The following is a 24642-nucleotide window of genomic DNA, read 5'->3' on the forward strand; positions in this document are numbered from 1 at the left end:
TGCGCGCCATGTGCGCATTGACGCTACGAAATCCCCAGGGGGACTAGAAGTCCCAGTCCTCATCCTCGGTGTTGACGGCCTTGCCGATGACGTATGAGCTGCCCGACCCGGAGAAGAAGTCGTGGTTCTCGTCGGCGTTGGGCGACAGGGCCGACAGGATCGCCGGGTTCACGTCGGTCTCGTCGCGCGGGAACATCGCCTCGTAACCCAGGTTCATCAGGGCCTTGTTCGCGTTGTAGCGCAGGAACTTCTTGACGTCCTCGCTGAGCCCGACCTCGTCGTAGAGCGCCTCGGTGTAGTCGCTCTCGTTGTCATACAGCTCGAACAGCAACTCGAAGGTGTAGTCCTTGAGCTCCTGACGACGCTCCGGGGTCTCGACCTCGAGCCCGCGCTGGTACTTGTAACCGATGTAGTACCCGTGCACGGCCTCGTCGCGAATGATCAGACGGATCAGGTCGGCGGTGTTGGTGAGCTTCGCGCGGCTCGACCAGTACATCGGCAGGTAGAAGCCGGAGTAGAACAGGAACGACTCGAGCAGCGTCGAGGCGACCTTGCGCTTCAGCGGATCGTCGCCACGGTAGTAGTCCATGACGATCCGAGCCTTGCGCTGGAGTTGCTCGTTCTCCTCCGACCAGCGGAACGCCTCGTCGATCTCCTTGGTGGAGCAGAGCGTGGAGAAGATCGAACTGTAGCTCTTGGCGTGCACCGACTCCATGAACGCGATGTTGGTGAGTACCGCCTCCTCGTGCGGAGTGGTCGCGTCCGGGATCAGCGACACCGCGCCGACCGTGCCCTGGATGGTGTCGAGCAGGGTGAGTCCGGTGAACACCCGCATGGTGAGCTGCTTCTCGTACTCGGTGAGCGTGCCCCACGACGGGATGTCGTTGGACACCGGCACCTTCTCGGGCAGCCAGAAGTTGCCGGTGAGGCGATCCCACACCTCGGCGTCCTTCTCGTCGGGGACGCGGTTCCAGTTGATCGCCGAGACCCGGCTGACCAGCTTGATGGGTGCGCCGTCGGCGGGGCTGTGGCTTTCGGTGGAGGTCATGACTCTTCCTCGTCTAACTGGTCAATTTGAAGTCTGGAAGTCCTGAAAGGTGGCGCCTCGCAGCGGGTCACAACATGCAGCTGACGCAGCCCTCCACCTCGGTCCCCTCGAGCGCGATCTGACGCAGGCGGATGTAGTAGAGCGTCTTGATCCCCTTGCGCCATGCGTAGATCTGCGCCTTGTTGACGTCACGCGTCGTGGCGGTGTCCTTGAAGAAGAGCGTCAGGCTGAGACCCTGGTCGACGTGCTGCGTGGCCGCGGCGTAGGTGTCGATGATCTTCTCGTACCCGATCTCGTACGCGTCCTGGTAGTACTCCAGGTTGTCGTTCGTCATGTACGGCGCCGGGTAGTAGACGCGGCCGATCTTGCCTTCCTTGCGGATCTCGATCTTGGCGGCGACCGGGTGGATCGAGCTGGTCGAGTGGTTGATGTAGCTGATCGAGCCGGTCGGCGGGACTGCCTGGAGGTTCTGATTGTAGATACCGTCGCGCTGGACGGCGGCCTTCAGCTCACGCCAGTCGTCCTGCGTGGGAATGTGGATTCCGGCCTGGCCGAACAGATCCCGCACCTTCTGGGTCTGCGGCTCCCACACCTTCTCGAGGTACTTGTCGAAGAACTCGCCGCTCGCGTACTTGGACTTCTCGAAGCCGGTGAAAGCCCGCCCTCGCTCCTTGGCGATCCTGTTCGACGCGCGCAGGGCGTGGAACAGCACCGTGTAGAAGTAGATGTTCGTGAAGTCGATGCCTTCTTCGCTGCCGTAGAAGACGCGCTCGCGTGCCAGATACCCGTGCAGGTTCATCTGTCCGAGTCCGATGGCGTGCGAGTTGTTGTTGCCGTGCTCGATCGAGGGCACCGACGTGATCGAGGTCTGGTCGCTGACCGCGGTGAGTCCGCGGATCGCGGTCTCGATGGTCTGTCCGATGTCGGGCGAATCCATCGTCTTGGCGATGTTCAGCGACCCCAGGTTGCACGAGATGTCTTTGCCTACTTCGGCATACGACAGATCGTCGTTGAAGGTCGACGGCGTCGACACCTGCAGGATCTCCGAGCACAGATTCGAGTGGGTGATCTTACCGTCGATCGGGTTCGCCCGGTTCACCGTGTCCTCGAACATGATGTACGGGTAACCCGACTCGAACTGCAGCTCGGCGAGGGTCTGGAAGAACTCGCGGGCCTTGATCTTGGTCTTACGGATGCGGCGATCCTCGACCATCTCGTGGTACTTGTCCGTCACGTTGATGTCGGCGAAGGGAACGCCGTAGACACGTTCGACGTCGTACGGACTGAACAGGTACATGTCGTCGTTGGCCTTGGCCAGCTCGAACGTGATGTCCGGGATCACCACACCGAGCGAGAGCGTCTTGATGCGGATCTTCTCGTCCGCGTTCTCACGCTTGGTGTCGAGGAAGCGGTAGATGTCGGGGTGGTGCGCATGCAGGTACACCGCGCCCGCACCCTGCCGGGCGCCGAGCTGGTTGGCGTAGGAGAAGGAGTCCTCGAGCAGCTTCATGATCGGGATGACACCCGAACTCTGGTTCTCGATCTTCTTGATCGGCGCACCATGCTCACGGATGTTGCTGAGCAGCAACGCAACTCCGCCGCCCCGCTTGGACAGCTGCAGCGCGGAGTTGATCGACCGGCCGATCGACTCCATGTTGTCCTCGATACGCAGCAGGAAGCACGAGACCGGCTCACCACGCTGCTTCTTGCCCGAGTTGAGGAAGGTCGGCGTGGCCGGCTGGAAGCGCCCTTCGATGATCTCGTCGACGAGATTCCGGGCGAGGGTCGTGTCGCCGTCGGCCAGGGTCAGTGCCACCATGCACACGCGATCCTCGAACCGCTCGAGGTACCGCTTTCCGTCGAAGGTCTTGAGGGTGTAGCTCGTGTAGTACTTGAACGCGCCGAGGAAGGTCGGGAACCGGAACTTCTTGCCGTAGGCGTAGTCGAAGAGCTCGTTCACGAACGCGCGGTCGTACTTCGCGAGGACCTCGGGCTCGTAGTAGTTCTCCTCGATGAGGTAGTCGAGCTTCTCGTCGCGGTCGTGGAAGAAGACCGTGTTCTGGTTGACGTGCTGCAGGAAGTACTGGTTCGCGGCCTCGCGATCCTTGTCGAACTGGATCTTGCCGTCGGCGTCGTACAGGTTGAGCATCGCGTTGAGCGCGTGGTAGTCAAGCTCTCCGGGATCATGCCCCGCAGGTCCGGGGTGCACGCCCGACTTGCTGGCTGAAGTGGTGTCCGAGACTGCGGCGGTGGGCGACACGACAGATGACTCCTGCGGGTAGTGGGCCGGTGAAGGCAGAGTAGCGATGGTGTACGACAGGCCTGGGAACGCGCGGAGCGCCAGGTCAGGCGGGCGAGGCGCTCAGCGACACATCGGCCGCGAACGCCGGACTCAGGGCGAACTCGGCGAGCCCCGCGCGCACGCGGTCGACGTCGTCGGTGGTGCCCATCAGTTCGAATCGGTACAGGTAGGGCACCCCGCACTTTCGTGCGATGACGTCGCCGGCGTAGCAGAACTCCTCACCGAAGTTCGTGTTGCCCGCCGCGATCACCCCCCTGATCGAGGATCGATTGTGTTCGTCGTTGAGGAAGCGGATGACCTGCTTGGGGACGTAGCCGCCGGGTTGCCCCGTCGCCTTGCCCCCGCCGTAGGTCGGACAGACCAGGACGTACGGCTCGTCGACACGGAAAACACCGGTCCGATCGAGGAGCGGGATGCGCTCGGCGCGCATGTCCAGCTTCTGGACGAACCGGTGGGTGTTCTCCGATACGGAGGAGAAGTACACGATCAACGGCGATGTCGCTGCCGCCATGTCTCCTCCAACCTGGTCGTTCTCGGGATCTCGCCCGCCGGAGATCATCTCCGGCCGGGCACTGTCGGTATCAACGCCGTGACCGGCGTGACCATTTCCTCGATGACTTCTCGATGCGGCGCGATCCGGCTTCCCCGTCGGATCGCCTCTGCACCGCCAGTCGGGCGGCCGTCGTCACCGTCATGGTGACGACGGATCAGGCAGCGGCAGTGGCGAGCGCCTTGATGCGGTCGGGGCGGAAGCCCGACCAGTGCGCGTCGCCGGCGACCACGACGGGCGCCTGCAGGTAACCGAGTGCCATGACGTAGTCACGCGCTTCGGCATCCTCACTGATGTCGACGATCTCGTAGGACAGACCCTGCTTGTCGAGGGCCTTGTAGGTGGCATTGCACTGGACGCAGGCCGGCTTCGTGTAGACGGTGATTGACATTCGGAGGTGCTCCTCGGGTCGTAGGAATCGCCAGTGACGTGCGGTTTTCCAGCGTGAAGATGGTGATCTGGATCACCATCTCGGCAGCTACGTCGAGGAGTCGAACCGCTTCTCGTCTTGTGCCTGACTGGTAACGCAAACACTACACCTAGTGGCTGACATTTCTGGTCACCACAAGGGGTTGTGAATAACATTGATGGAAGACATGCAGGTCGGAGCGGTGCACGATCACAAATCCGGGCGTGTCCACCGCATGTTCGGCGTGTCGCTCACAGGTTGTCCCGAGGCGGTCCACAACGTGTCCACCGACCATCCACACCCGAGCCGGTCGCACCCCCGGACACGACGACGCCGCGCCGGGCAGAGCCGGGCGCGGCGTCGGAGTCGGGAGAGGGTCAGGCGTTGACCGTGACCTCGTCGACGAGCCGGGAGACCGAGGCGACGATCTTCTCGACGACCGCCGGATCGCTCAGGCCCCCCTCGGGAAGAGCGGCGACCTGCAGGCCCAGGTCGGCCTCCTCGATCGCACGACCGCCGGCGATGCCGACCGACTTACGGGTGTCCTCCCGGGTCCACGCGCCGCCGTACTGCCCGAGAGCCGCGCTCAGCACCGCGACGGGCTTGCCGGTCAGCGCACCGGTGCCGTAGGGCCGCGACAGCCAGTCGATGGCGTTCTTCAGCGCAGCGGGGATGGTGCCGTTGTACTCCGGGGTGGCGATGAGCACGCCGTCGGCCGAGCCGACCACCTGGCGCAGCTTAGCCACGCCCGCGTCGAGCTGATCCTCTACATCGACGTCCTCGCTGTAGAACGGCAGCGAGCCCAGGTCGTCGACGACCGTGATGGAGACTCCGGCGGGCGCGTTGTCCGCGGCCACGTGGGCGAGCTGGCGGTTCACCGACGCTGCGCGCAGGCTTCCGACCAGCGCGACCAATTCGACGACTCGTTCAGACATGTGATTCCTCTCGATGGCACAGGGGTCCACGGGCGTCCGCGGGACCTTGTCTACGACCTGCAGCAACCGGACCAGGGTCCGATTCATTCCGGATCTGGTCAAGAGTTACGCTCATCACGTGCCGAATGGGCCCGACCACTCACCGCTCCACATCTCGCTCAACCCCTCGGGGACCGAACGTGCCGATGCCGCACGCAACCGGCGCCTGCTGCTGGCCGCCGCGAAGAACCTGATCGATCACCACGGCGCGGCCGCGGTGACGATGGAGGCGGTCGCGCGCGAGGCGGGTGTGGGCAAGGGCACAGTGTTTCGTCGCTTCGGCAGCCGGACCGGCCTCATGCTCGCCCTCCTCGACCACAGTGAGTCCGAGATCCAGCAGGCCTACCTGTCCGGCCCCGAGCCGCTGGGCCCCGGCGCGCCCCCGCTCGACCGCCTGCTCGCCTACGGCCGCGCGCGCCTCAAGCTGACCTCCGACCACCTGGACGTCCTGCTGGAGGCCGGCGCGGGCGCCGAGGACTTCATGAGCCACCCGGTGGCCCGGACGTCCACCCAGCACGTGCAGATCTTGTTGCGTCAGTTGGGTTTCGACGACTCACTCGACTTCCTGGCGCTCACCGTCCAGGCGCCGATGTCGGCGAGTTCGGTGCGTTACCTGCTCGTCGACGTCGGGCTCGACCTCGACACGATCACCCGCCAGTGGCAAGAGATGGTCACCGCGCTCGTCACCGGACACCACCGGGACTGACCCGCGGGTTGCGCGCTGTCCACGACATCCGCCCGGTCCGGGCCGTCGCGGCCGGGGTCGGAGACACTCGTCGCGCGCCGGGACGCCGGGACACCTAGCCTGGGTTCCTGTGAAAGCAGTGATCATCGGCGCCGGTATGGGCGGAACCTCGGCGGCCATCGCGTTGCGACAGCTCGGGCACGAGGTCGAAGTGTACGAACAGGTCACCGAGAACCGGCCGGTGGGCGCGGCGATCTCGGTGTGGTCCAACGGGGTGAAGTGCCTGAACCACCTGGGCCTGGAGGCGGAGACGGCCGCACTCGGCGGCATCGTCGATTCGATGAGCTATGTCGACGCGTTCACCGGAGAGACGATGTGCCGCTTCAGCATGGCACCACTCATCGACGAGGTCGGCCAGCGACCATATCCGATCGCCCGCGCCGAACTACAGCTCATGCTGATGAACGCCTTCGGTCATGACGAGATCCGATTCGGCAAGAAGATGGTCGCCGTCCACGACGGTCCGGAGCGCGCCACCGTCGAGTTCGCCGACGGCACCACCGCCGAAGGTGACGTCGTCATCGCCGCCGACGGTGCGAAGTCGCTGGCCCGCGACCATGTGCTCGGCCACACCGTCGAACGCCGCTACGCGGGATATGTCAACTTCAACGGGCTGGTGCCGATCGACGAGGAGATCGGGCCGGCCACCGAATGGACCACCTACGTGGGTGATTCGCGCCGGGTGTCGGTGATGCCGGTCGCGGGCGACCGTTTCTACTTCTTCTTCGACGTCACCATGCCGGAAGGGGTCCCGTTCGAGCGCGGTACCGCACGCGACGTGCTCGCCGGGGAGTTCGCGGGTTGGGCGCCCGGGGTCCAGAAGCTGATCGCCACGCTGGATCCCACGACCACGAACCGGGTGGAGATCCTCGACATCGATCCGTTCCACACCTGGGTCAAAGGACGCATCGCGCTGCTCGGCGACGCCGCCCACAACACCACCCCGGACATCGGCCAGGGTGGTTGCTCGGCGATGGAGGATGCGATCGCGCTGCAGTTCGCCTTCCGCGACCACGCGGCCGATCCGGACGCGGCACTCGCGGCCTACGAGGCGTCACGCACCGAGCGGGCCGCCGACCTCGTGCTGCGCGCGCGCAAGCGGTGCGACGTCACGCACGGCAAAGACCCGGAGGCGACGGCGGCCTGGTACAAGGAACTTCGATCCGAGGACGGCACGAACGTCATCCGCGGCATCGTCGGCAACATCGTCGGCGGTCCGCTCACGTAGGGCCGAGCGGGAGGTTGCCCTCGGTCAGCCTCCCGCCGACGGTCCCTCGGTGCGCTCCATGCCGGCCTCGAGTCCGACGGTCTCCAGGCCGTCGTGCGCGACGAGCGCGTTCTCGCGTGACAGGGTCGGCCCGGGCGCGAGCAGGGCCACCACCGACCACGGAGCGCGGGACGGTGAGTCCCCCACTCCGAGAATCCCGCCGGTCTCGAAGTCCGGGATGCCGAACCGAACGCCCGAATCATTGACGTAGAACAGGGATTCGGTGCGCGCGCTGTCCGCCTCGTTGCCGGTCACCTGCAGATACTCGCCCGAGCCCGGCGGCAGGTAGACCGCGTCGAGGTTCGGCCCGGCACCGTCGGACGACGTCAATCGGACCGGCACCGCGTCCGAGTCGAGCGGGAGTCGGCGACCCGCGAGCAACGATGTCTGCGCCCGGGGTTCCCCGGAGCCACGGGTCCAGGTGCGGCACAGCGTCGGATCGCCACTCACGTCGAGCAGCTCCGGCGCGACCTCGGGAAAGTCCGAGACGGGTTCGGAACGCACGGTTCTCAGCGCGGCGAGCTGTCCCGGGGCAACGGTGGCGACGGGCGAGGCATCGGAGTCGGCCAGTCGCAGGAGCTCGGCGGTCGGCGCACTGATCTCCTGGACCCCGTCGCGCAGGACGAGATGGTAGGTGGTCGTGTCGTCGACACCGACCGATTTGACGACGCTGCCGATGCTCGCCCCGTCGACCGCGCCCGGTTGCCCCGCACCCGGGATCTGCGGCACCGCAAGCGGATCGACCAGCGGGAAGGTGTTCAGCAGGCCGGTCGACATCTGTCGCGGCGTGACCCCGTCGAGCCCGAGGGCCCGCATGACCGGCGCGCTCCCGGTGTCGACCGAGGCGCGCACCGGGCTCCAGACACCGTCCCGGAACAGCTGATACACCAGGAAGGTCTCGTCACCGGCGTCGACGAGCACGGCATCGGCGGGACGCGCCGCGCCGATCGACTCGCCCAGGCGCGGGGTCTCGGCGATGACGGTCTGTTCGATCGCCTCGGTCGGCGCCTCCGACACCGTCGACGAATCGCACACCGTCCAGGTCGAGGAGTCCGGGTGGGCCGACCGGGGCAGGGCGGCCGGCGCACCGGGGATGCCCAGCAGGGGCCCGCGTGGATAGGGCTTGAGCTTGTTGTCGCCGACCGATGTCGGCGACTCCGAACTTCCGGTCACCAGCCGCGCGGAGGCGAGGTTCAGCACGGGATGCAGAGTGTCCTCGATCAGGACGTAGGTGCTGCCGCTGTTCTTGCTGACGATGATCGTGGCATCCCCGACCGAGCCCTGGGGTCGGATCAGGCCCCAGATCCCGCACCCGCCGAGGACCAGCAGACCGAGGACCGTGCCGACCACGAGGGCCTGCAACTGGGAACGCATGGGATCGTGCAGCATCCGGACGTCGCGGCGCACCAGCGCGTGCTCGAGCCGCTTGATCAGGAAACGGTAGCCGTTGACCTGGGCTTTGGTCGTCAGCTGACGTGCCACGACTCCCCCTGTCCGCACCCATTCCACGCCGTCGGTCCTGGTCCGGAGGCGGGCGGGTTGTGATCTCCTGCGGCATACCCCCTGCCGCGCGGTAGTAGCCTAACCGACAAACATGCCCCTGACGTGTGGGGCTCCACCGCTTGTGCACTCAGTCGGTGGGCGGCACGTGGCAGTCGGCAGCGGTGATCGAGGGGGTCGCAACCGTGGAACGCAACACGCGTGGGATGGCACTGCCCACACTCGTCGTGATCGAGGTGATCCTGGCAGCCGGGCTGATCATCTGGACCGTGTCCGGCAGCGTGTGGGGCGCAGGCGCGCTCGGTGTCGCCGTGATCGTCTCGGCAGGTCTGGTGCGGCTCGGCGGCCGGCCGTCGGTGTTCGGCCGGATCGTCGCGCACATCTCGTTCTCGTGGTCGCGGATGCGCCGCGACCACGCCGATCTGGCGCCGGCGCCCTTCGACATCCCGTTGCCGGCACCCGGCACCCACGCCGCGGCACGACGTTCACCGGCTCCGACGACCATCGGCGCGCGGTGGGTCGGCGACACCCTCGTGACGGTGGTCCGGGTCGACCCGGGAGGTCCGGCCGTGACCTACCTGACCCCGGGGCACAACGAGATGGGCGACGAAGCGGGGCAGGTGATCCCCCTCGGGGTCCTGGCCGAGTGCATCAGCCCCTACGACATCCGACTCAGCTCCATCGAGGTCATCAGCCACGGTGTGCGCGTGTGGGGTTCGGGCGTCGCGCCGGCCACCTACGACCGCACCCTGGGCCCGCTGTCGGCGACGGCCCAGCGGTCGGTGCTCGTCGTCCTGCGCCTCAACCCGCTCGACTGCGCCGACGCGGTCGCCCGTCGCGGCGGCGGCGCGACCGGCGCACTGCGCACCGCGACCGTGACCACCCGCCGCGTCGCCAAGCGGCTTGCCGGGCAGGGCTTGTCGACGACGATCCTGTCGGCGGCGCAGATCACCGCCATCGCCACGCAGCTGACCGAGGGCGCGACCCTGGACTCACTGGCGGAGGAACGCGACTCGGTCGGCGTGGCCGGACTGCGGATGCGCAGCGCGGCCATCGAACCGGCCGCACTCACCGACGTACTACGTGGCATCTGGGTCAACTCCGCGGTCTCGACAACCGTCACCGTCCGGTTGCGTCCGCGAGCGACCGAGGGCAGGCGCCGCAGTGATCTCACGACGGTCGAGGTCTCCGGGATCGTCCGCTTCAACGAGTTCCCCGCCGCACGGCGCGCACTGACCGAGTGGCCCGCCGGGCTGATCCCTCTCGACGGACGCCAGTTCGACGCTCTCGCAGCCAGTCTCCCCATCTCGACCCCGACGCGCCTCGACCGGGCTGTCCCGGTGCTCGCGGGAGCCGAGGCGGACGCGTTCCTCGCCTCGGCACGCCTTCCGGCCGGTGGTTGCGGACAGCTGATCGGGGCCGATCACGCCGGTCGCGCGGTCGCCACCCGGCTCGTCGGGCCCGGAATTCCGACGGTCACGGTCGCCGCGGGCATCCACGTCGTCGCCCAGATCGCCCTGCGGGCAGTCGCGGTCGGCGCCGCGGTGCGCGTGCACACCGACCGCCCGCACCGGTGGACCCCGGTGGTCACCGCCGTGGGCGATCCGAGTGCCCTGTCACTCTCTGGTGACCGTACCCCCGCGCGCCCGGGCCCGGCCCTGATCATCGTCGACGGGGTCAGTCCCCCCTCGCCCCAGCCCGACACCACCCGGATGATCGTCGTCGCACCGGGACTCGGCGAGCCCGCCGACGGTGCCACGGTCGCGCTGCGTCAGAATCCGCGCACACCACAGGACATCTCACTGGACACCGGAGACCGGCCGACCCTGGTCACGATGGTCGCGACCCCCGATGAATGGACCCTGATCGGCGGCTACCCCGAACCCGCGGCCGCCGCGCCGGCGGTACCCGCCCGGGGCTGATCTGCCCAGCGCCGAATCCCGCGCTGCGATCGGCTCATTCGGCCGCGGTCGCCACCGTCGAGGTCAGCCCGGGGTCTGCGGTGACCGCAGCCGGCACCAGCGCGCGGTAGAAGACCGCCCGGGCCGACGCCGCGCGGACGATGACGTCCGGGTCGTCGTCGGTGATCCACATCGCCCGTCCGGCCGTCACGGTCAGCGGGGTCCCGCCCATGGGCCGGACCTCCACCGCACCGCTGAGCACGGCGAGGATCTGCGGACCCGGCATGTCGAAGCAGATCGACGACGCGTGATGAAGTCCGGTGCCGTCGAGCTCGACACGCGACAGCCGGAACTCGGGGGCGGGGGTGAGGTAGACCCGCTCGGCACCGATCGTCCGGACCTGAGGTGTCAGGTCGGCGACGTCGACGGGGGTGAAGTCGAGGACACGCAAGAGTTCGGGGACGTCGATGTGTTTGGGCGTCAGACCGCCGCGCAACACGTTGTCGGAGTTCGCCATGATCTCCACACCCGCACCGCGGAGATACGCGTGGAGGTTGCCGGCGGCCAGATAGAGGCCCTGGCCGGGTTCGAGATGGATGTTGTTGAGCAGCAACGACGCCAGCACACCGGGATCGTTGGGGTACGCCTCGCCGAGTTCGCAGACCGTCCGCAGTTCGGCGACGAACTCGGTCTCGCCCGCGCTGAGGACGGCGACCGCGCCGGCGAGCACCGCCGGGACGAGTTGGCGGAGCAGGGACTCAGGCAGGGTCAACCACGTCGTGAAGAGCGCCCGTAAGCCCTCGGAATCCGGTTGACCGGCCAGCATCCCGAGATAGGGGTCGAGTTCGCTCACCTGCAACGCACGGAGCAACCGGATGGTGTCCTCCGGTCGGCGGAAACCGGCCAGGGCGTCGAACGGGGTCGTGGCGACTATCAATTCGGGTTTGTGCCACGGATCGCGATAGTTGCGGTCGCGAGCCTCGAGGGCGACGCCGCGGGAGTTCTCGCGTTCGAACCCCGCGCGCGCCTGCTCGGCGGACGGGTGGGCCTGCAGGGACAACGGCTCCTCGGCGGCGAGCACCTTGAGGAGGAACGGCAGACGCTCGCCGAAGGCGGCGGTGCTCGCCGGGCCGAGTGTGCCGATCGGATCCGCGTCGATCACGTCGACGAGGTCTTGCTGGATACCGGCAACGTCCACACACCGGGCCGAGCCCGCGGGATGGGAACCGAACCACAGCTCTGCCTCGGGGTGCGCCGACGGCACGGGCCTGCCCTGCATCGACGCGATCGCCGTCCGCGAACCCCACGCGTAGGGCCGCACCACACCGTCGATAATCCTCATTGCATCGCGTTCCCAACCAGGCGGAGGTACACCGCCGCCATCTCGACCCGAAGTGCCACGATCAGGAAGTCCAGTACATCCCCCGGGCCGTCGGCCACCGGATCCTCGCCCGGCGCCGGGCGCCGGTCGTCCCATTCCCGGCCGTCCGTGCCCCCGGCGGCCGAAGTCTGCTGTGCACGATCGGCTCCGACGAGCAGATCGATCTCGCCCAGGCCGGCGACGCGCTGACGCGTGAACCACTCCCGCCGGCCGGTCGAGATGACCTGGACTCGCGGGGCGGGAGTCGGCGGAGGTCCGTCGAAGTCGGGATCGTAGAAGATGGAGTCCGCGGGTGGCCCGCTGTCCGGGCGCGCCCCGAGCAACTGCACCATCCGCGAGACATCGGTGAGTTCGGCTGCGGCGCTGACGATCCCGGACACGCCGACGAGACCGGCGACGGCGTGACGGGCGATGGCCGCACCGGCCGGGCTGTCCGCCGTCCAGACGGTGGGGCGCCCCTGGACACGCAGGGCCAGCGACTTCGCGCGGTTGTGGAAGGCATCGCGCGAGGGATGTCCGGTGGAGGCCTCGTCGTCGAGCGCGTCGGCGAGGTCGTCGAGCACGGGCACGGCTCCGGTGAATCGGACCTGCGTCAACGCCCCGAACACCGCGAGCAGCGCTGCGGCGAAGCCGACGAACCGGAAGCGGGGTTCGATGTCGAAGCGGGGCGCGAGGTTGATCCCGTTGCCGCCCAGCGCATCCTGGAGTGGTCCGGCCACGGGCGCGACCACCACGACCTCTGCGCGCCGGCGCAATGCCCGCGCGGCGGCGTCGGCGAGCGCCATGTCCCCGGCGTCGTCGCCGGCGATGATCACGACGTCCAGCGGCCCGATCCACCCGGGCAACACCGGACCGCTGACCACCGGGACGTCCACCCGGGCGCCGAGCGTGGCCACCGCGAAGTCGGTGGCCCGATGGGACACCCCGCTGGACCCGTGGACCACGACCACGCTGCGCGGACGCAGATCGGCGAGCGGCGCGAGCACGCCTTCCCGAACTGCTTCGGCGACGGCGCGTATCTGAGCACCGGCGAGTGCGACCGATCTCAGCAAACCGTCGACATCAGCCGAGATCAGCTCCTCGGCGTTGTCGAGGTCGGGGGAACCGGTTCGCATGCCACCAGGGTAGCCAGGTCGCGGAGTCGGCGCCCACGTACTCGGCACAGTCCGGGCAACACCGGACTGGGTCGACGCCGAACAACGCCCGGTCGACGAGAAATGACGCCCAAGGTCCACGCCCCCCGCGCGGTGGTGACCGGTCAGTCGACCGGGTCCGGTAGTACCCGGAGATGTCCGCGACGCCCCGGACGCGGCCGGGTCTGGTGCCGCGGCGCCCCGGCGGGCTGCGGCGGTGCGTCGACCGGGCCGGCACGATGACGCCCCGAACGACGGTCCTCGACGGCGTCCCGGTGAGCGTCGGCGAAGTGGGTGTCCTCAAAAGCATCGAGTGCGTCGATCGGACCGCGATCGACATAGCGCGGGCGTCCACCACCGGCGACGGCTCCGGCCTCCCGGACCGCCTCGGCCAGGGCGGTCAGCTCCTGATCCTCGGCCGGCGGTGCGGAGAAGCCACGCTCGCTGCGCAGCATCTCCCAGCCACGCGGGACGGTGATCCGTCGTGCGTGGTCGTCGCACAGGTCCCACGAGTGCGGCTCCTGCGACGTCGCGAGCGGACCGATCACCGCGGTCGACTCGGCATAGACGAAGGTCAGGGTAGCCACCGCGGATCGGGCGCAGCCGGGTCGGCAGCACAGTCGGGGAAGCTTCACGTGACGAGATTAGCCCTCGTCGCTCGCAACCACGTCGACGACACGCTCACCGCGCGGGCCGCCGGAGAACACACGGGCGGCCAGAGGAGACACGGGCTCGCCCGACCTCCTACACTCTCGCCATGCGTATCGACCCGAAGCCGACTCCACGTGGCTCCTCCGGCCTGCCGGAGGCGCGCCGCGGTCGGCGGCGGGTGGGCCGTCACCGAGACCGTCGCGGACGCGGACTGCGCTCGCCGTTGCTCCCGCAGGGTGTCCCCGCCCACAACAGCCGGTCCGACGAATTCGACGCGGTGGCGCTCGAGGCCTTCGCCGAGATCGACGCGCAATGGCACGACCAGATCGCCGGCCTCGACATCGCCGTCGACGAGATACCGAGGCTGCTGCCCCGCGACCCGGAGACCGTCGAGTGGCCCGACGAGGTGACCGCGGACGGCGCAGTCCCGCTCGCACGGCTGATCCCCGCCGGGATGGATGTGAACGGTGCGCCGACGCGTGCGCAGATCATCCTGTTCCGCCGGCCGCTGGAATCCCGCGCCAAGAAGGGCACCGAGTTGCTGGACCTCATCCACGAGGTCCTCGTCCAACAGGTGGCGACGCACCTGGGTGTCGACGAGGACACGATCGACCGCGGACCAGAGTGATCCGCGGTCGAAGTGCCGCGGGGGCCGTTCGGCCGACCGCGGCGAGATGATCGGTGATGTCGAGCGATCCCCGTTCGGGGACCCGACTCAGATGATGCCGCGCTTGAGGCGGCGGCGCTCACGCTCCGACAGGCCGCCCCAGATTCCGAAGCGCTCGTCGTTGTGCAGCGCGTACTCGAGGCATTCGGACTTCACCTCGCAGCCCTGGCAGATCCGTTTGGCCTCGCGCGTCGACCCACCCTTCTCGGGGAAGAACGCCTCGGGGTCGGTCTGCGCGCACAACGCACGGTCCTGCCACTGATCCTCGACGGCATCGAAGAGATCGTCGAAGTCGTTGGGCACCAACGAGAGATGGCGACGGCCCGGGTCCGTGTCGTCGACAACGGGCCCGAGTGGCGAGCCGGCATCGGTCCCGGCACCGACGGCCGACGAGGTGGCGGTGCCACCGATCATCGAATCGTCAACGGGGCCAAGGGTGTTGAATTCGGCGATGAATTGCGGGCGATTCTGTGGTTCAAGCGGATTGCCGATCGGGTTTTCCAAAGCCATCGTCGGCGCCTCCTAGCTCGGGATGTTGGTAGTTTCTGCGTCCTTTGCGAACACGGCCTGTGTGCCGCACCCACCACTGTTGCCACACCACTTGTACTACGGATGCGGAAACACCCACATCAGACGTACACACACAGCGCCCGAGCGACGGCCCGCGAAGTGCCGGAACCGACCCTCACCCGAGTTCGAACATACAATCGAATCCGTTGAAGTCCAGCGGTTTTCGATCCAGAGGTTCTCGATCTCAAACTCGGAATGACACTGATGTGATTACACACGCCCGGAGCGGTCGCGGTCAAGTTGAAGTCAAAGATTCTCTGTTTACCACCAGGATCCGACAACGGTGTGACTCGACACGACGTTGACCTCAACCCGACGTCAAAGTCACACCGACCCCGGCGCCGGTAGGACTCATCCCGACCGCGCCGACAGCGCCTGACCGCCCTCTCACACCGCGCACTACAGTGGCGGTGTGAAGGAGTACCTGCTGTGAAGGTGACCGTACTCGTCGGGGGCGTCGGAGGGGCACGATTCCTCCTCGGTCTGCGCGAATTGTTCGGCCCGACGGCGTTCCCCGTCCCCCAGGACGACGCGTCCGGCGCCCAGGCGAGCGAACACGAGATCACCGCGATCGTGAACGTCGGCGACGACGCGTGGATGCACGGCGTCCGCATCTGCCCCGATCTCGACACGTGTATGTACACCCTCGGCGGCGGGATCGATCCCGAGCGCGGATGGGGCCGGCGCGACGAATCCTGGCACGCGAAGGAGGAACTCGCCGCCTACGGCGCCGACCCGGACTGGTTCGGCCTCGGCGATCGCGATCTCGCCACGCACCTGATCCGCACCCAGATGCTCGATGCGGGATATCGGCTGTCCGATGTCACCGCCGCGCTGTCCCGGCGATGGAACCCCGGCGTGCGGCTCTTACCCGTGACCGATGACCGTCACGAGACGCACGTCGTCGTCGCCAAACCCGACGGCGAGGACGACGAACGGGTCGCGATCCACTTCCAGGAGTGGTGGGTGCGCCATCGCGCCCAGATCCCGACCTTCGGCTTCGCACAGGTCGGTTCGGACGACACCACTCCGGCTCCCGGCGTCCTCGACGCGATCGCCGACGCCGACGTGGTGCTGCTCGCACCGTCGAACCCGGTCGTGAGCATCGGCGCGATCGTCAGCGTTCCCGGGATGCGCAGCGCGCTGCGCCAGACGAAGGCCCCGGTCGTCGGCATCTCACCGGTCATCGACAACCGCCCGCTGCGCGGCATGGCCGACGAATGCCTGTCGGTGATCGAGGTCGAGTCCTCGGCCGAGGGCATCGCCGGACATTACGGCGCCCGCAGCGGCAACGGGATTCTGGACGGATGGCTGATCGCCGAGGGCGACCACGCGTCCGTCGACGGCATCGCCGTCGGCGCCGCCCCCCTCCTCATGACCGATCCCGCGGCCACCGCCCAGATGGTGCGCGCGGCGTGCGCACTCGTCGACGTCCCGCTCCCCGATTCGAACAAGGGCCGCGCGTGACCGCTCGCCCCGACCATCGTGCCCCGGGCCACCTCGAGATCCGTCCGGTGACCGGCCTGCCCGAGTTCACCGCCGGCTCTGACGTCGCCCGCGAGATCCTCACCGCCGCACCGTGGCTCGAATCCGGTGACGTCCTGGTCGTCACCAGCAAGATCATCTCCAAGGCCGAAGGCCGGATGGTCGACGCGCCGAGCGACCCCGAGGCGCGGGACACGTTGCGCCGTCACCTCGTCGACCAAGAATCGGTACGCGTGCTGGCACGCAAGAACCGGACCCTGATCACCGAGAACCGCCTGGGCCTGGTGCAGGCCGCGGCCGGGATCGACGGCTCGAACGTGCGCAGCGACCAGCTCGCTCTGCTCCCGGAGAACCCCGACCGCAGCGCGGCGGAGCTCCGGCGAGCCGTCGCCGACGCCACCGGCCTCGACGTCGCGGTGATCATCACCGACACGATGGGCCGGGCCTGGCGGACCGGGCAGACCGACGTCGCCATCGGCGCCGCGGGTATCGCCGTCACCCATCCGTACGAGGGCGGAGTCGACGATTACGGAAACCCGTTGATCGTCACCGAGATCGCGGTGGCCGACGAGCTGGCCGCCGCGGCCGACCTCGTGAAGGGCAAACTCGCGGCCGTCCCCGTCGCGGTCGTCCGTGGTTTCGCACCGGCCGAGAACGGGACCACCGCCGCCGACCTGATCCGGCCCCACGACGAGGACCTGTTCCGTCTCGGTACCGACGAGGCGATCGCGCAGGGACGCCGCGAGGCCGTCCGCACCCGGCGGTCGGTGCGGACCTTCGCCGACCGGCCTGTCGACCCCGAAGAGCTGCGTGCTGCTCTCGGCGAGGCGCTCACCGCCCCGGCCCCCCACCACACGCATCCCGTTCGCTTCGTCTGGCTGCGGTCGGATTCGCGGCGCCGCGAGCTGCTCGACGCGATGGCGCACGAGTGGCGCACCGATCTCGAATCGGATTCCAAGACAGCCGAGTCCATCGAAAAGCGGCTGCGGCGCGGCCAGATCCTCTACGACGCACCGGAACTGGTGATCCCGTTCCTGGTTCCCGACGGCGTCCACGAGTACCGCGACGAACGACGCAACGCGGCCGAGCACACGATGTTCACCGTGGCAGCGGGCGGGGCGGTCGCCACCCTGCTCACCGCACTGTCGGTCCGCGACATCGGCAGCTGCTGGATCGGCTCGACCATCTTCGCCGCGCCGACGGTGCGCCGGGTCCTCGACCTCGACCCGGGCTGGGAACCACTCGGCGCGGTCGCCATCGGCCATCCCCTCGAGCCGTCGGGGCTGCGCGAGCCCGCCCCGACCGCGGACTGGGTCGTCGAGCTGTGACCGCCGAGTCGCTGCACGCATCCGCCGTCGAGGCCCTCACCCGGTGGGAGACACCCGATCCCGCGCAGGACACCCTCCGGCACACGTACCTCGCCTTCCTCGCGGCGTCCCCGGAGGGATGCCTGCGAGCCAGCGCTCCGGGACATCTGACGGGTTCGGCGATCGTCTTCGACGCCACGCGCCGCCACGTCCTGCTCACCCTGCACCCCCGGGTCGGGAAGTGGATTCAACTCGGCGGGCACTGCGAACCGACCGACGACTCCATCGCCGACGCGGCGCTGCGTGAGGCGCGGGAGGAGTCGGGCATGCCCGAACTCGTGCTGGACACGCCAGACCCCGCGGATCCCGGCGGGGGGATCGTGCATCTCCACACCCACCCGATCACCTGCTCGCTGGGGGTCCCCACCCGCCACCTCGACGTCCGCTATCGCGTGGTCGCCGCTCCGACGTCCGACGGCGGACTCCCACGCGTCGTGCGCAGCGACGAGTCGGTGGACCTGCGCTGGTGGCCGGTCGACGCCCTGCCGGACGACGCCGGAGACGACATCGCGACACTTATCGGCGCGGCCCTACGGGACGGACGGCCGCGCTAAACGCGGAGGTTCTTCCCCACCGTGACCACACCGCCCGCGCTCACCGAGAACCGCTCGCGGTCGGCGCTCACGTCGACACCGAGTTGCTCGCCGTCGCCGACCACGACGTTCTTGTCGAGGATCGCCTTGCGGACGACCGCGCCCTTGCCGACGCGCACGCCGGGCATCAGCACGCTGCCCTCGACCACCGCCCCGTCCTCGACGATGACGTTCGACGAGAGCACCGAATTGCGCACCGTGCCGGCCGAGATGATGCAGCCGGACCCGACCACGGAGTCCTCGGCGACGCCGCCCTGGACGAACTTGGCGGGCGGGAGGTTGTGCGTCTCACCGCGGATGGGCCAGCGGCCGTTGTACAGGTTGAAGATGGGATGGACCGACACCAGGTCCATGTGCGCCTCGTAGAACGCATCGACGGTTCCGACGTCACGCCAGTACCCGGTGTCGCGCTCGGTGGCACCGGGGACCTGGTTGTCCTTGAAGTCGTAGACGAATGCGGTGTCGCGATTGACGAAGGCCGGGATGATGTCGCCGCCCATGTCGTGATCGGAGTCCGAGTCGGCGGCGTCGGCTCGCAGCGCGTCGACCAGCGCCTCGGTGGTGAACACGTAGTTGCCCATCGACGCGAACGTCGAGTCGGGATCATCGGGAGTGCCCGGCGGGTCGGTGGGCTTCTCCAGGAAGCGGGTGATCTTCCCGCTCTCGTCGGAGTCGATGCAGCCGAAAGCCGTGGCTTCCGCTCGCGGCACGCGGATCCCGGCCACCGTGACGTCGGCGCCGGATTCGACGTGCGCGGCCACCATCTGCGACGGATCCATCCGGTACACGTGATCGGCGCCGAAGACGACGATGTACTCGGGACGTTCGTCGGTGATGAGGTTCATCGACTGGAAGATCGCGTCGGCGCTGCCGGTGTACCAGCGCGGTCCTAGTCGCTGCTGGGCCGGGACCGGCGTGATGTACTCGCCGTGGAATCCAGACGTCCACCAGGTCTGCGAGATGTGCCGGTCCAGCGAATGCGACTTGTATTGTGTCAGCACGCAAATGCGTTCGTAACCGGCATTGACCAGGTTGGACAACACGAAGTCGATTAGCCGGTAGGCGCCGCCGAAGGGCACCGCAGGTTTGGCACGGTCCATCGTCAGCGGGTACAGACGCTTGCCTTCGCCGCCTGCGAGGACGATGCCGAGGACGTGCGGCTCAGATCTCACTCCCCCAACTTAACCGCGATCGAACCCGTCGGCCAGATGACCGGGCGGGAAGAATGGGCGTGTCCCGGCCGCGGCCACCGTTTACCGGCACCGATGGCGAACTGCGCGCGATGGCACTAGCGTCGAGATCATGCGGGTGGCGATGATGACACGAGAATATCCACCTGAGGTCTACGGCGGTGCCGGTGTCCACGTCACCGAATTGGTCCGCCATCTCCGCGATCTCATCACCGTCGACGTGCACTGCATGGGTGCCGAGCGGGAGACCGCCGCGGTGTACACCCCCGACCCGGGGCTGGCCGGGGCCAATGCGGCGATCACCACGCTCTCGGCCGACCTGCGGATGGCTGTCGGCGCGGCCGACGCCGACGTCGTGCACTCCCACACCTGGTACACCGGTCTCGCCGGGCACCTGGCCGCCCAGCTCTACGACGTGCCGCATGTGCTCACCGCGCATTCGCTCGAACCGTCGCGTCCGTGGAAAGCCGAGCAACTCGGCGGCGGGTACCGGGTCTCGAGCTGGGTCGAACGCAACGCGGTCGAGTACGCCGACGCCGTCATCGCGGTCAGTTCGGGTATGCGTACCGAGATCTGCGACACCTACCCACGCCTGGACCCCGAGCGTGTCCACGTGGTGCGCAACGGGATCGACACCTCACAGTGGTATCCGGTCGACGACCCGTTCGGGCCCGATTCGACGCCCACCGCCCTCGGGCTCGACTCGACCCGGCCCATCGTCGCGTTCGTCGGCCGGATCACCCGGCAGAAGGGCGTGGCGCATCTCGTCGCCGCCGCCCACCGTTTCGACCCGGAGATCCAACTCGTCCTCTGCGCGGGCGCGCCGGACACCCCGGAGATCGGCGCCGAGATCGAGCGGGCCGTCGGTGAACTGTCCGCGTCACGCCCCGGCGTGCACTGGGTGCGCGAGATGCTGCCGCTCCCGCGTATTCGCGAGATCCTGACAGCGGCAACGGTCTTCGTGTGCCCGTCGGTGTACGAACCGCTGGGCATCGTCAACCTCGAGGCCATGGCCTGCGGTACCGCGGTGGTGGCGTCGGATGTCGGCGGCATCCCCGAGGTGGTGCGCGACAACGTCACCGGCCGCCTCGTGCGGTACGACCCCGTCGATCCGGCGGCCTTCGAACACGATCTCGCCGAGACGGTGAACGCGGTCAGTTCCGATGCAGCCGCGGCCGCGGCGATGGGCGCGGCCGGCCGCGAGCGCGCCGGCGCCGAATTCTCCTGGGCGACGATCGCCGAGCAGACCTTGGGGATCTACGAGTCCGTCCGGCGCTGACCGGGGTGTCGCCCGCGGGCCGGCCGGCAGGTGGTCATCACGACCGACACCGTCACCGGCACGCGTCCCGTCCCCGCGAAGGCATCTGCCCGCGAGCGGATGTCGGCCTCCTCGGAGTGAAATGCCGAGGGCCCCATGGCGACCAGGTCACCGACGGTAGCGGCGTCGACGCTCGCGGTGTACCGCAGGGGTGATTCGTCGACCAGCTCGAAACCGTCGTCGAGTGCGGCGTGGAGACGTGCGGATTTCGCGGAGTCCACCCGCAGCATCCCCATCGGTTCGATGAGCTCGGCGAGGTGGTCGGGTCCCGGACTCACGATGATCAGTGCGCCATCGGGCGCGAGCACCCGGGCGAACTCGGGGGCGTTCCGGGGCGCGAACACCGAGAGCACCACCGAGACAGCGTCATCGACAACCGGCAGTCCTCGCCAGACGTCGGCGACGATCGCCGCGAGTGAGTGCGGGCCGCGGGCGATGGCCCGCGCGCAGTACTTGGACAGGTCGATGCCGATCCCGGCGACGGAGGAGCGTTCGACACCGCCCGCCGCTGCGCCCGCGTCGACCGCGGCGCGAAGATAGTGTCCGCCACCGGCGCCCGCGTCGAGAATCACGGGCCTGGCGAGTCCGCTCGCGAACTCGGCGGCGCGTCGGGCGACGGAATCCACCACGGCGCCGAAGAAACCGGCGTCATGCACCCGCGCCCGCGCGGCGACCATGGCCGCGGTGTCGGCGCGCAACGCGCCCGACCGGCCGTCGAGCAGTGAGACATAGCCCTGCCGCGCGATGTCGAATGAGTGAGCGGCGGGACAACGCAACGAGGTGGCGTCGACCGAAAGGGGCCCGGCGCACACCGGGCATCGTAGGATCTCGACGGTCGAGTTGAGGCCATGCGCCCGGTGCGGTGTCGGTGTGTCCGCCCGGGCCTCATGGGAACTGCCCTCGTGGGGCATGTTCAGCCGGTGACCCCGCGGAGTTCCTCGCCCAGCGCGGCTGCTTCGTCGGCGGTCAGCTCGACGACGAGTCGACCTCCACCCTCGATCGGAATCCGGACAACGATTCCACGCCCTTCTTTGGCCGCTTCGAGGGGGCCGTCCCCAGTACGTGGCTTCATTGCCGCCATTCTCAAGCTCCCTTCAAGGTCCTTGCTCCGAACATGATACGTGCCCGCGTCTCACACGATTGCCAGTGCGCGACACGCGCGCCGCGCAGAACCCGGTGTGCGACTACCCCGGGGCCGTCGGCGGGCCCGACCGCCAGGCTCCCGCGGCGTTCTCGGCGCCGTCGGCGGCCGGGTCGTCCGGATGCGTCCCGGGCACCGGCTCGCGGTCGCGCAGGCGCGCGATGACCGAGCGGAGATCGTCGACCTCATGCGCGAGACGCGCCAGCGCCCAGTCGACTTCGGCCTGCTTGTAGCCGCGCGGTGTCTGCGCGAAGCGCAACGCGCGGACGTCGTCGCCGGTGATCCCCACCGACGGCAGTCTGGTGAGGGTCGTCTCGGGCTCGACCGGCGGCAGGTCTTCGCCACGTCCGAACACGAACCAGACAACGGCGAACACGACCGCGACGACGAGCCCCATGATCAGCAGGTACAGCAGCAGCGTCTGCATGAGATCCATCCTGACAGAAGCCGCCGGACGAGGGTCCGGCACAGCACAGACCCGACGACGGCTCGCTCTCGGTGCAGGTGCGCGGCGTCGCCGGGTCGGCGTCTGGGACGCGTTAGGAGGCCATCTCCTCGGTCTTCGCGTCCAGGACCCGCACGGTGTTCATCGGCGGACGATCCTCGAGGTAGACCTCGGTGGTGTGCGGCGTGAACGACCCGTCGGGCTCGGCGGTGAACTGGGTCAGCCCGACGCCCGAGTCCCCGATACCGCATCGGCGCATGAGGGTTCCGACGATCTGCCGGCTCATGACCCCCAGTTCCACCAGCGGGCGGTTGCGGTGAGTCCGGACGCCGAGGTTCACCTGACCGATTCCGGCGAGGCCGTAGCGGTCGTAGGTGTCGATGAGCAGCCCGATCTCGACCCCGTACCCCGGCGCGAACGGTACCGACGACAGCAACTCGCGGGTGCCGGCGTACTCGCCGCCCAACGGCTGCAGGACGGCGGTGAGGTCGGGTTTCTGGGAGGCAAGGAGGGGGCGGGCGACGAGCTCGGTCACACGGCCGCCGCCGTTGGCGTCGTGCGTACCTCCGGTGCGCAGCGGACGCCGGTAGTAGCCCTTCACGAGCTGGATCTCGGGGTTGACCAGAAGCGGGCCCAGCATCTTGGGCACGAACATCGGATCCGGGTCGATGAGGTCGGAGTCGACGAAGGCGATGATGTCGCCGGTCGCCACGGCGATCGAACGCCACAGCACCTCACCCTTGCCCTTCACCGGGTCCAGCTCGGGCACCGCCTCCTCACGGGTGACCACCTGGGCGCCGGCGGCGAGCGCACGCTCGGCGGTGGCGTCGGTGGAGCCGGAGTCCAAGACGATGATCTCGTCGACGAGGGTTCCGTACAGCGGCATGATCGTGGCGATGACGTCGGCGACGGTCTCCTCCTCGTTCAGCGCGGGGAGCACGACCGAGATCGTCCGGCCGCGCTTCTCCTCCACGAGTTCGTCGATCGTCCACTCCGGCTGTTCCCAGGTGTGGGTTGCCGACCAACGCTGCTCGGTTCCCGGGGCCTGTGCGACTGTCGGCCACACCGCGGCCTTGTCCCGGCTGCTGACGGTGCTGGGCTTACGTCGCTTCTGCTGCTTGGTCATGCGAGTCCCCTGACTGTTCGGGCGGGTGGTCTCGTTCCCGCGATGGCAGCGACCATGTCGACCACACGACGAGTGGCTGCGACCTCGTGAACGCGGAAGATCCGGGCGCCTTGGGCGGCGGCCAGACTCGTCGCGGCCAGAGTCCCTTCCAATCGTTGCGCTAGGTCTGTACCCAGAGTCTCCCCTACGAAATCCTTGTTGCTCAGTGCCATCAGCACCGGCCAGCCCGTGTTAACAAGATCTTTCACACCGCGTAACAGAGCCAGCCCGTGGTGAGTGTTCTTGCCGAAATCGTGCGTCGGATCGATAACGATGGAGTCACGACGGACCCCGGCCGCGAGCGCCCGGTCGGCTGCGGAGGTCACCTCCCGGAGCACATCGGCCACCACGGCGTCGACGGAATCCCCGTAGGAGACGCGGTGCGGCCGCGTACGCACCACCGCGCCGCCCGTGTGAGAGCAGACGATTCCCGCGCCGCGTTCGGCGGCGACGGCGACCACCTCGGGATCGAACCCCGCCCAGGTGTCGTTGATCAGGTCGGCCCCGGCGGCGCAGGCCTGGTCGGCGACCTCGCTGCGCCACGTGTCGACGCTGATCAGCACGTCCGGGTGGCGGTCGCGGATCCAGGAGATCATCCCGACGACCCGGGCTGCCTCCGTCGCGGCGTCGACTTCTCGACCGGGTCCGGCCTTGACCCCGCCGACGTCGATGATGTCGGCGCCCTCGGCGACCACCCGGTCGACGTGCGCCTGGGCGGCGGTGTCGTCGAAGCTCGCACCCCGGTCGTAGAACGAGTCGGGCGTGCGGTTGACGATCGCCATGACCAGCGCGCGATCGGTCGGCACCCGACGCCCGCACAGCGTCGGCGACACCGGCACG

At 68.4% G+C, this 24642-nt stretch carries 24 protein-coding genes; 8 read left to right on the top strand and 16 right to left on the bottom strand.

The annotated features are described in order from the left end of the window. Positions 1-43: 43 nt before the first annotated feature. The 5 genes from nrdF to KTR9_RS17980 form a co-directional block, all read right to left on the bottom strand. Positions 44-1048: a class 1b ribonucleoside-diphosphate reductase subunit beta gene (gene nrdF / locus KTR9_RS17960; RefSeq protein WP_010841379.1), complete on the bottom strand. Its 1005-nt coding sequence runs from the start codon at positions 1046-1048 to the stop codon at positions 44-46. Positions 1049-1115: 67 nt separating this feature from the next. After that, positions 1116-3308, bottom strand: a complete 2193-nt coding sequence (nrdE, locus tag KTR9_RS17965) for a class 1b ribonucleoside-diphosphate reductase subunit alpha (protein ID WP_014927549.1) — start codon at positions 3306-3308, stop codon at positions 1116-1118. Between the two features lie 85 nt (positions 3309-3393). Continuing rightward, positions 3394-3861, bottom strand: a complete 468-nt coding sequence (gene nrdI / locus KTR9_RS17970; RefSeq protein WP_238553925.1) for a class Ib ribonucleoside-diphosphate reductase assembly flavoprotein NrdI — start codon at positions 3859-3861, stop codon at positions 3394-3396. A gap of 196 nt (positions 3862-4057) precedes the next feature. After that, positions 4058-4291, bottom strand: coding sequence for a redoxin NrdH (locus KTR9_RS17975; protein ID WP_004019249.1), 234 nt, complete (start codon positions 4289-4291; stop codon positions 4058-4060). A gap of 395 nt (positions 4292-4686) precedes the next feature. After that, complete coding sequence (locus tag KTR9_RS17980; RefSeq protein ID WP_010841382.1) at positions 4687-5244, bottom strand: NAD(P)H-dependent oxidoreductase; 558 nt, start codon at positions 5242-5244, stop codon at positions 4687-4689. 118 nt (positions 5245-5362) lie between these two features. Between KTR9_RS17980 and KTR9_RS17985 the strand changes: the two genes are divergently transcribed. Together KTR9_RS17985 and hpxO are read left to right on the top strand one after the other, a co-directional pair. After that, complete coding sequence (locus tag KTR9_RS17985; protein ID WP_014927551.1) at positions 5363-5989, top strand: TetR/AcrR family transcriptional regulator; 627 nt, start codon at positions 5363-5365, stop codon at positions 5987-5989. 109 nt (positions 5990-6098) lie between these two features. Further along, a complete protein-coding gene (hpxO, locus tag KTR9_RS17990) occupies positions 6099-7256 on the top strand; it encodes an FAD-dependent urate hydroxylase HpxO (protein WP_044507017.1) in 1158 nt (385 codons plus the stop codon). 24 nt (positions 7257-7280) lie between these two features. On the opposite strand, the gene eccB is transcribed toward hpxO, so the two are convergent. After that, positions 7281-8777, bottom strand: a complete 1497-nt coding sequence (eccB, locus tag KTR9_RS17995; RefSeq protein ID WP_014927553.1) for a type VII secretion protein EccB — start codon at positions 8775-8777, stop codon at positions 7281-7283. Between the two features lie 224 nt (positions 8778-9001). Between eccB and eccE the strand changes: the two genes are divergently transcribed. Next, positions 9002-10717 (top strand): type VII secretion protein EccE, encoded by a 1716-nt coding sequence (gene eccE, locus KTR9_RS18000; RefSeq protein WP_238554151.1) that lies wholly within the window; start codon positions 9002-9004, stop codon positions 10715-10717. A 34-nt stretch (positions 10718-10751) separates the two neighbouring features. Here the strand turns inward: eccE and manA are convergent, their stop codons facing one another. The 3 genes from manA to KTR9_RS18015 all read right to left on the bottom strand — a co-directional run bounded on the left by manA (position 10752) and on the right by KTR9_RS18015 (position 13845). After that, positions 10752-12038 carry a mannose-6-phosphate isomerase, class I gene (gene manA, locus KTR9_RS18005; protein WP_014927555.1) on the bottom strand — a complete coding sequence of 429 codons (1287 nt, stop codon included), beginning with the start codon at positions 12036-12038 and terminating at the stop codon, positions 10752-10754. Further along, positions 12035-13192 carry a hypothetical protein gene (locus KTR9_RS18010; protein ID WP_014927556.1) on the bottom strand — a complete coding sequence of 386 codons (1158 nt, stop codon included), beginning with the start codon at positions 13190-13192 and terminating at the stop codon, positions 12035-12037. The genes manA and KTR9_RS18010 overlap by 4 nt, the downstream gene beginning before the upstream one ends. Before the next feature lie 143 nt (positions 13193-13335). Further along, complete coding sequence (locus KTR9_RS18015) at positions 13336-13845, bottom strand: DUF3499 domain-containing protein (RefSeq protein ID WP_014927557.1); 510 nt, start codon at positions 13843-13845, stop codon at positions 13336-13338. Between the two features lie 122 nt (positions 13846-13967). Between KTR9_RS18015 and KTR9_RS18020 the strand changes: the two genes are divergently transcribed. Further along, positions 13968-14489: a metallopeptidase family protein gene (locus KTR9_RS18020; RefSeq protein WP_035717019.1), complete on the top strand. Its 522-nt coding sequence runs from the start codon at positions 13968-13970 to the stop codon at positions 14487-14489. A gap of 87 nt (positions 14490-14576) precedes the next feature. Here KTR9_RS18020 and KTR9_RS27740 read toward each other — a convergent pair whose 3' ends face one another. Continuing rightward, positions 14577-14834, bottom strand: coding sequence for a WhiB family transcriptional regulator (locus KTR9_RS27740; RefSeq protein ID WP_172622106.1), 258 nt, complete (start codon positions 14832-14834; stop codon positions 14577-14579). A gap of 693 nt (positions 14835-15527) precedes the next feature. On the opposite strand from KTR9_RS27740, the gene cofD reads away from it, so the two are divergent. From cofD to KTR9_RS18040, 3 genes are read left to right on the top strand one after another with little or no spacing between them, the layout of a single operon-like run. Next, the gene (gene cofD, locus KTR9_RS18030) at positions 15528-16565 is read left to right on the top strand and encodes a 2-phospho-L-lactate transferase (protein ID WP_014927560.1); all 1038 of its coding nucleotides are present in this window, start codon (positions 15528-15530) and stop codon (positions 16563-16565) included. Further along, positions 16562-17911 carry a coenzyme F420-0:L-glutamate ligase gene (locus KTR9_RS18035; RefSeq protein WP_014927561.1) on the top strand — a complete coding sequence of 450 codons (1350 nt, stop codon included), beginning with the start codon at positions 16562-16564 and terminating at the stop codon, positions 17909-17911. The genes cofD and KTR9_RS18035 overlap by 4 nt, the downstream gene beginning before the upstream one ends. Beyond that, entirely contained in the window at positions 17908-18504 is a 597-nt protein-coding gene (locus tag KTR9_RS18040) for an NUDIX hydrolase (protein WP_014927562.1), read from the top strand. Before KTR9_RS18035 ends, KTR9_RS18040 begins: the two co-directional genes overlap by 4 nt. On the opposite strand, the gene glgC is transcribed toward KTR9_RS18040, so the two are convergent. Then, positions 18501-19715: a glucose-1-phosphate adenylyltransferase gene (gene glgC, locus KTR9_RS18045; RefSeq protein ID WP_010841395.1), complete on the bottom strand. Its 1215-nt coding sequence runs from the start codon at positions 19713-19715 to the stop codon at positions 18501-18503. The genes KTR9_RS18040 and glgC overlap by 4 nt on opposite strands. A gap of 130 nt (positions 19716-19845) precedes the next feature. Here glgC and glgA point away from each other — a divergent pair, with 130 nt between their 5' ends. Then, positions 19846-21012, top strand: coding sequence for a glycogen synthase (glgA, locus tag KTR9_RS18050; RefSeq protein WP_202949966.1), 1167 nt, complete (start codon positions 19846-19848; stop codon positions 21010-21012). Here glgA and KTR9_RS18055 read toward each other — a convergent pair. The 5 genes from KTR9_RS18055 to folP form a co-directional block, all read right to left on the bottom strand. Continuing rightward, positions 20991-21962 (bottom strand): putative RNA methyltransferase, encoded by a 972-nt coding sequence (locus KTR9_RS18055; RefSeq protein WP_014927565.1) that lies wholly within the window; start codon positions 21960-21962, stop codon positions 20991-20993. The genes glgA and KTR9_RS18055 overlap by 22 nt on opposite strands. A 2-nt stretch (positions 21963-21964) precedes the next feature. Then, positions 21965-22132 (bottom strand): DUF3117 domain-containing protein, encoded by a 168-nt coding sequence (locus KTR9_RS26715; RefSeq protein WP_004019232.1) that lies wholly within the window; start codon positions 22130-22132, stop codon positions 21965-21967. Positions 22133-22235: 103 nt separating this feature from the next. After that, positions 22236-22619, bottom strand: a complete 384-nt coding sequence (locus KTR9_RS18060) for a DivIVA domain-containing protein (protein ID WP_044508070.1) — start codon at positions 22617-22619, stop codon at positions 22236-22238. A gap of 112 nt (positions 22620-22731) precedes the next feature. Beyond that, on the bottom strand, positions 22732-23763 hold the full coding sequence (locus KTR9_RS18065; RefSeq protein ID WP_010841399.1) for a glucosyl-3-phosphoglycerate synthase: 1032 nt from the start codon (positions 23761-23763) through the stop codon (positions 22732-22734). Then, complete coding sequence (gene folP, locus KTR9_RS18070; RefSeq protein ID WP_035717038.1) at positions 23760-24641, bottom strand: dihydropteroate synthase; 882 nt, start codon at positions 24639-24641, stop codon at positions 23760-23762. Before folP ends, KTR9_RS18065 begins: the two co-directional genes overlap by 4 nt. Between the last annotated feature and the right edge of the window lies 1 nt (position 24642).

Origin of the sequence: Gordonia sp. KTR9 (genome assembly GCF_000143885.2) — a bacterium.
Classification (GTDB): Bacteria; Actinomycetota; Actinomycetes; order Mycobacteriales; family Mycobacteriaceae; genus Gordonia.

Coding starts and splice junctions, on each gene's coding strand:
- nrdF (WP_010841379.1), bottom strand. CDS start 1,048: ATGACCTCCACCGAAAGCCACAGCCCCGCCGACGGCGCACCCATCAAG.
- nrdI (WP_238553925.1), bottom strand. CDS start 3,861: ATGGCGGCAGCGACATCGCCGTTGATCGTGTACTTCTCCTCCGTATCG.
- KTR9_RS17975 (WP_004019249.1), bottom strand. CDS start 4,291: ATGTCAATCACCGTCTACACGAAGCCGGCCTGCGTCCAGTGCAATGCC.
- KTR9_RS17980 (WP_010841382.1), bottom strand. CDS start 5,244: ATGTCTGAACGAGTCGTCGAATTGGTCGCGCTGGTCGGAAGCCTGCGC.
- eccE (WP_238554151.1), top strand. CDS start 9,002: ATGGCACTGCCCACACTCGTCGTGATCGAGGTGATCCTGGCAGCCGGG.
- manA (WP_014927555.1), bottom strand. CDS start 12,038: ATGAGGATTATCGACGGTGTGGTGCGGCCCTACGCGTGGGGTTCGCGG.
- KTR9_RS18010 (WP_014927556.1), bottom strand. CDS start 13,192: ATGCGAACCGGTTCCCCCGACCTCGACAACGCCGAGGAGCTGATCTCG.
- KTR9_RS18020 (WP_035717019.1), top strand. CDS start 13,968: ATGCGTATCGACCCGAAGCCGACTCCACGTGGCTCCTCCGGCCTGCCG.
- glgA (WP_202949966.1), top strand. CDS start 19,846: ATGCGGGTGGCGATGATGACACGAGAATATCCACCTGAGGTCTACGGC.
- KTR9_RS18055 (WP_014927565.1), bottom strand. CDS start 21,962: ATGCCCCACGAGGGCAGTTCCCATGAGGCCCGGGCGGACACACCGACA.
- KTR9_RS26715 (WP_004019232.1), bottom strand. CDS start 22,132: ATGGCGGCAATGAAGCCACGTACTGGGGACGGCCCCCTCGAAGCGGCC.
- KTR9_RS18060 (WP_044508070.1), bottom strand. CDS start 22,619: ATGCAGACGCTGCTGCTGTACCTGCTGATCATGGGGCTCGTCGTCGCG.
- KTR9_RS18065 (WP_010841399.1), bottom strand. CDS start 23,763: ATGACCAAGCAGCAGAAGCGACGTAAGCCCAGCACCGTCAGCAGCCGG.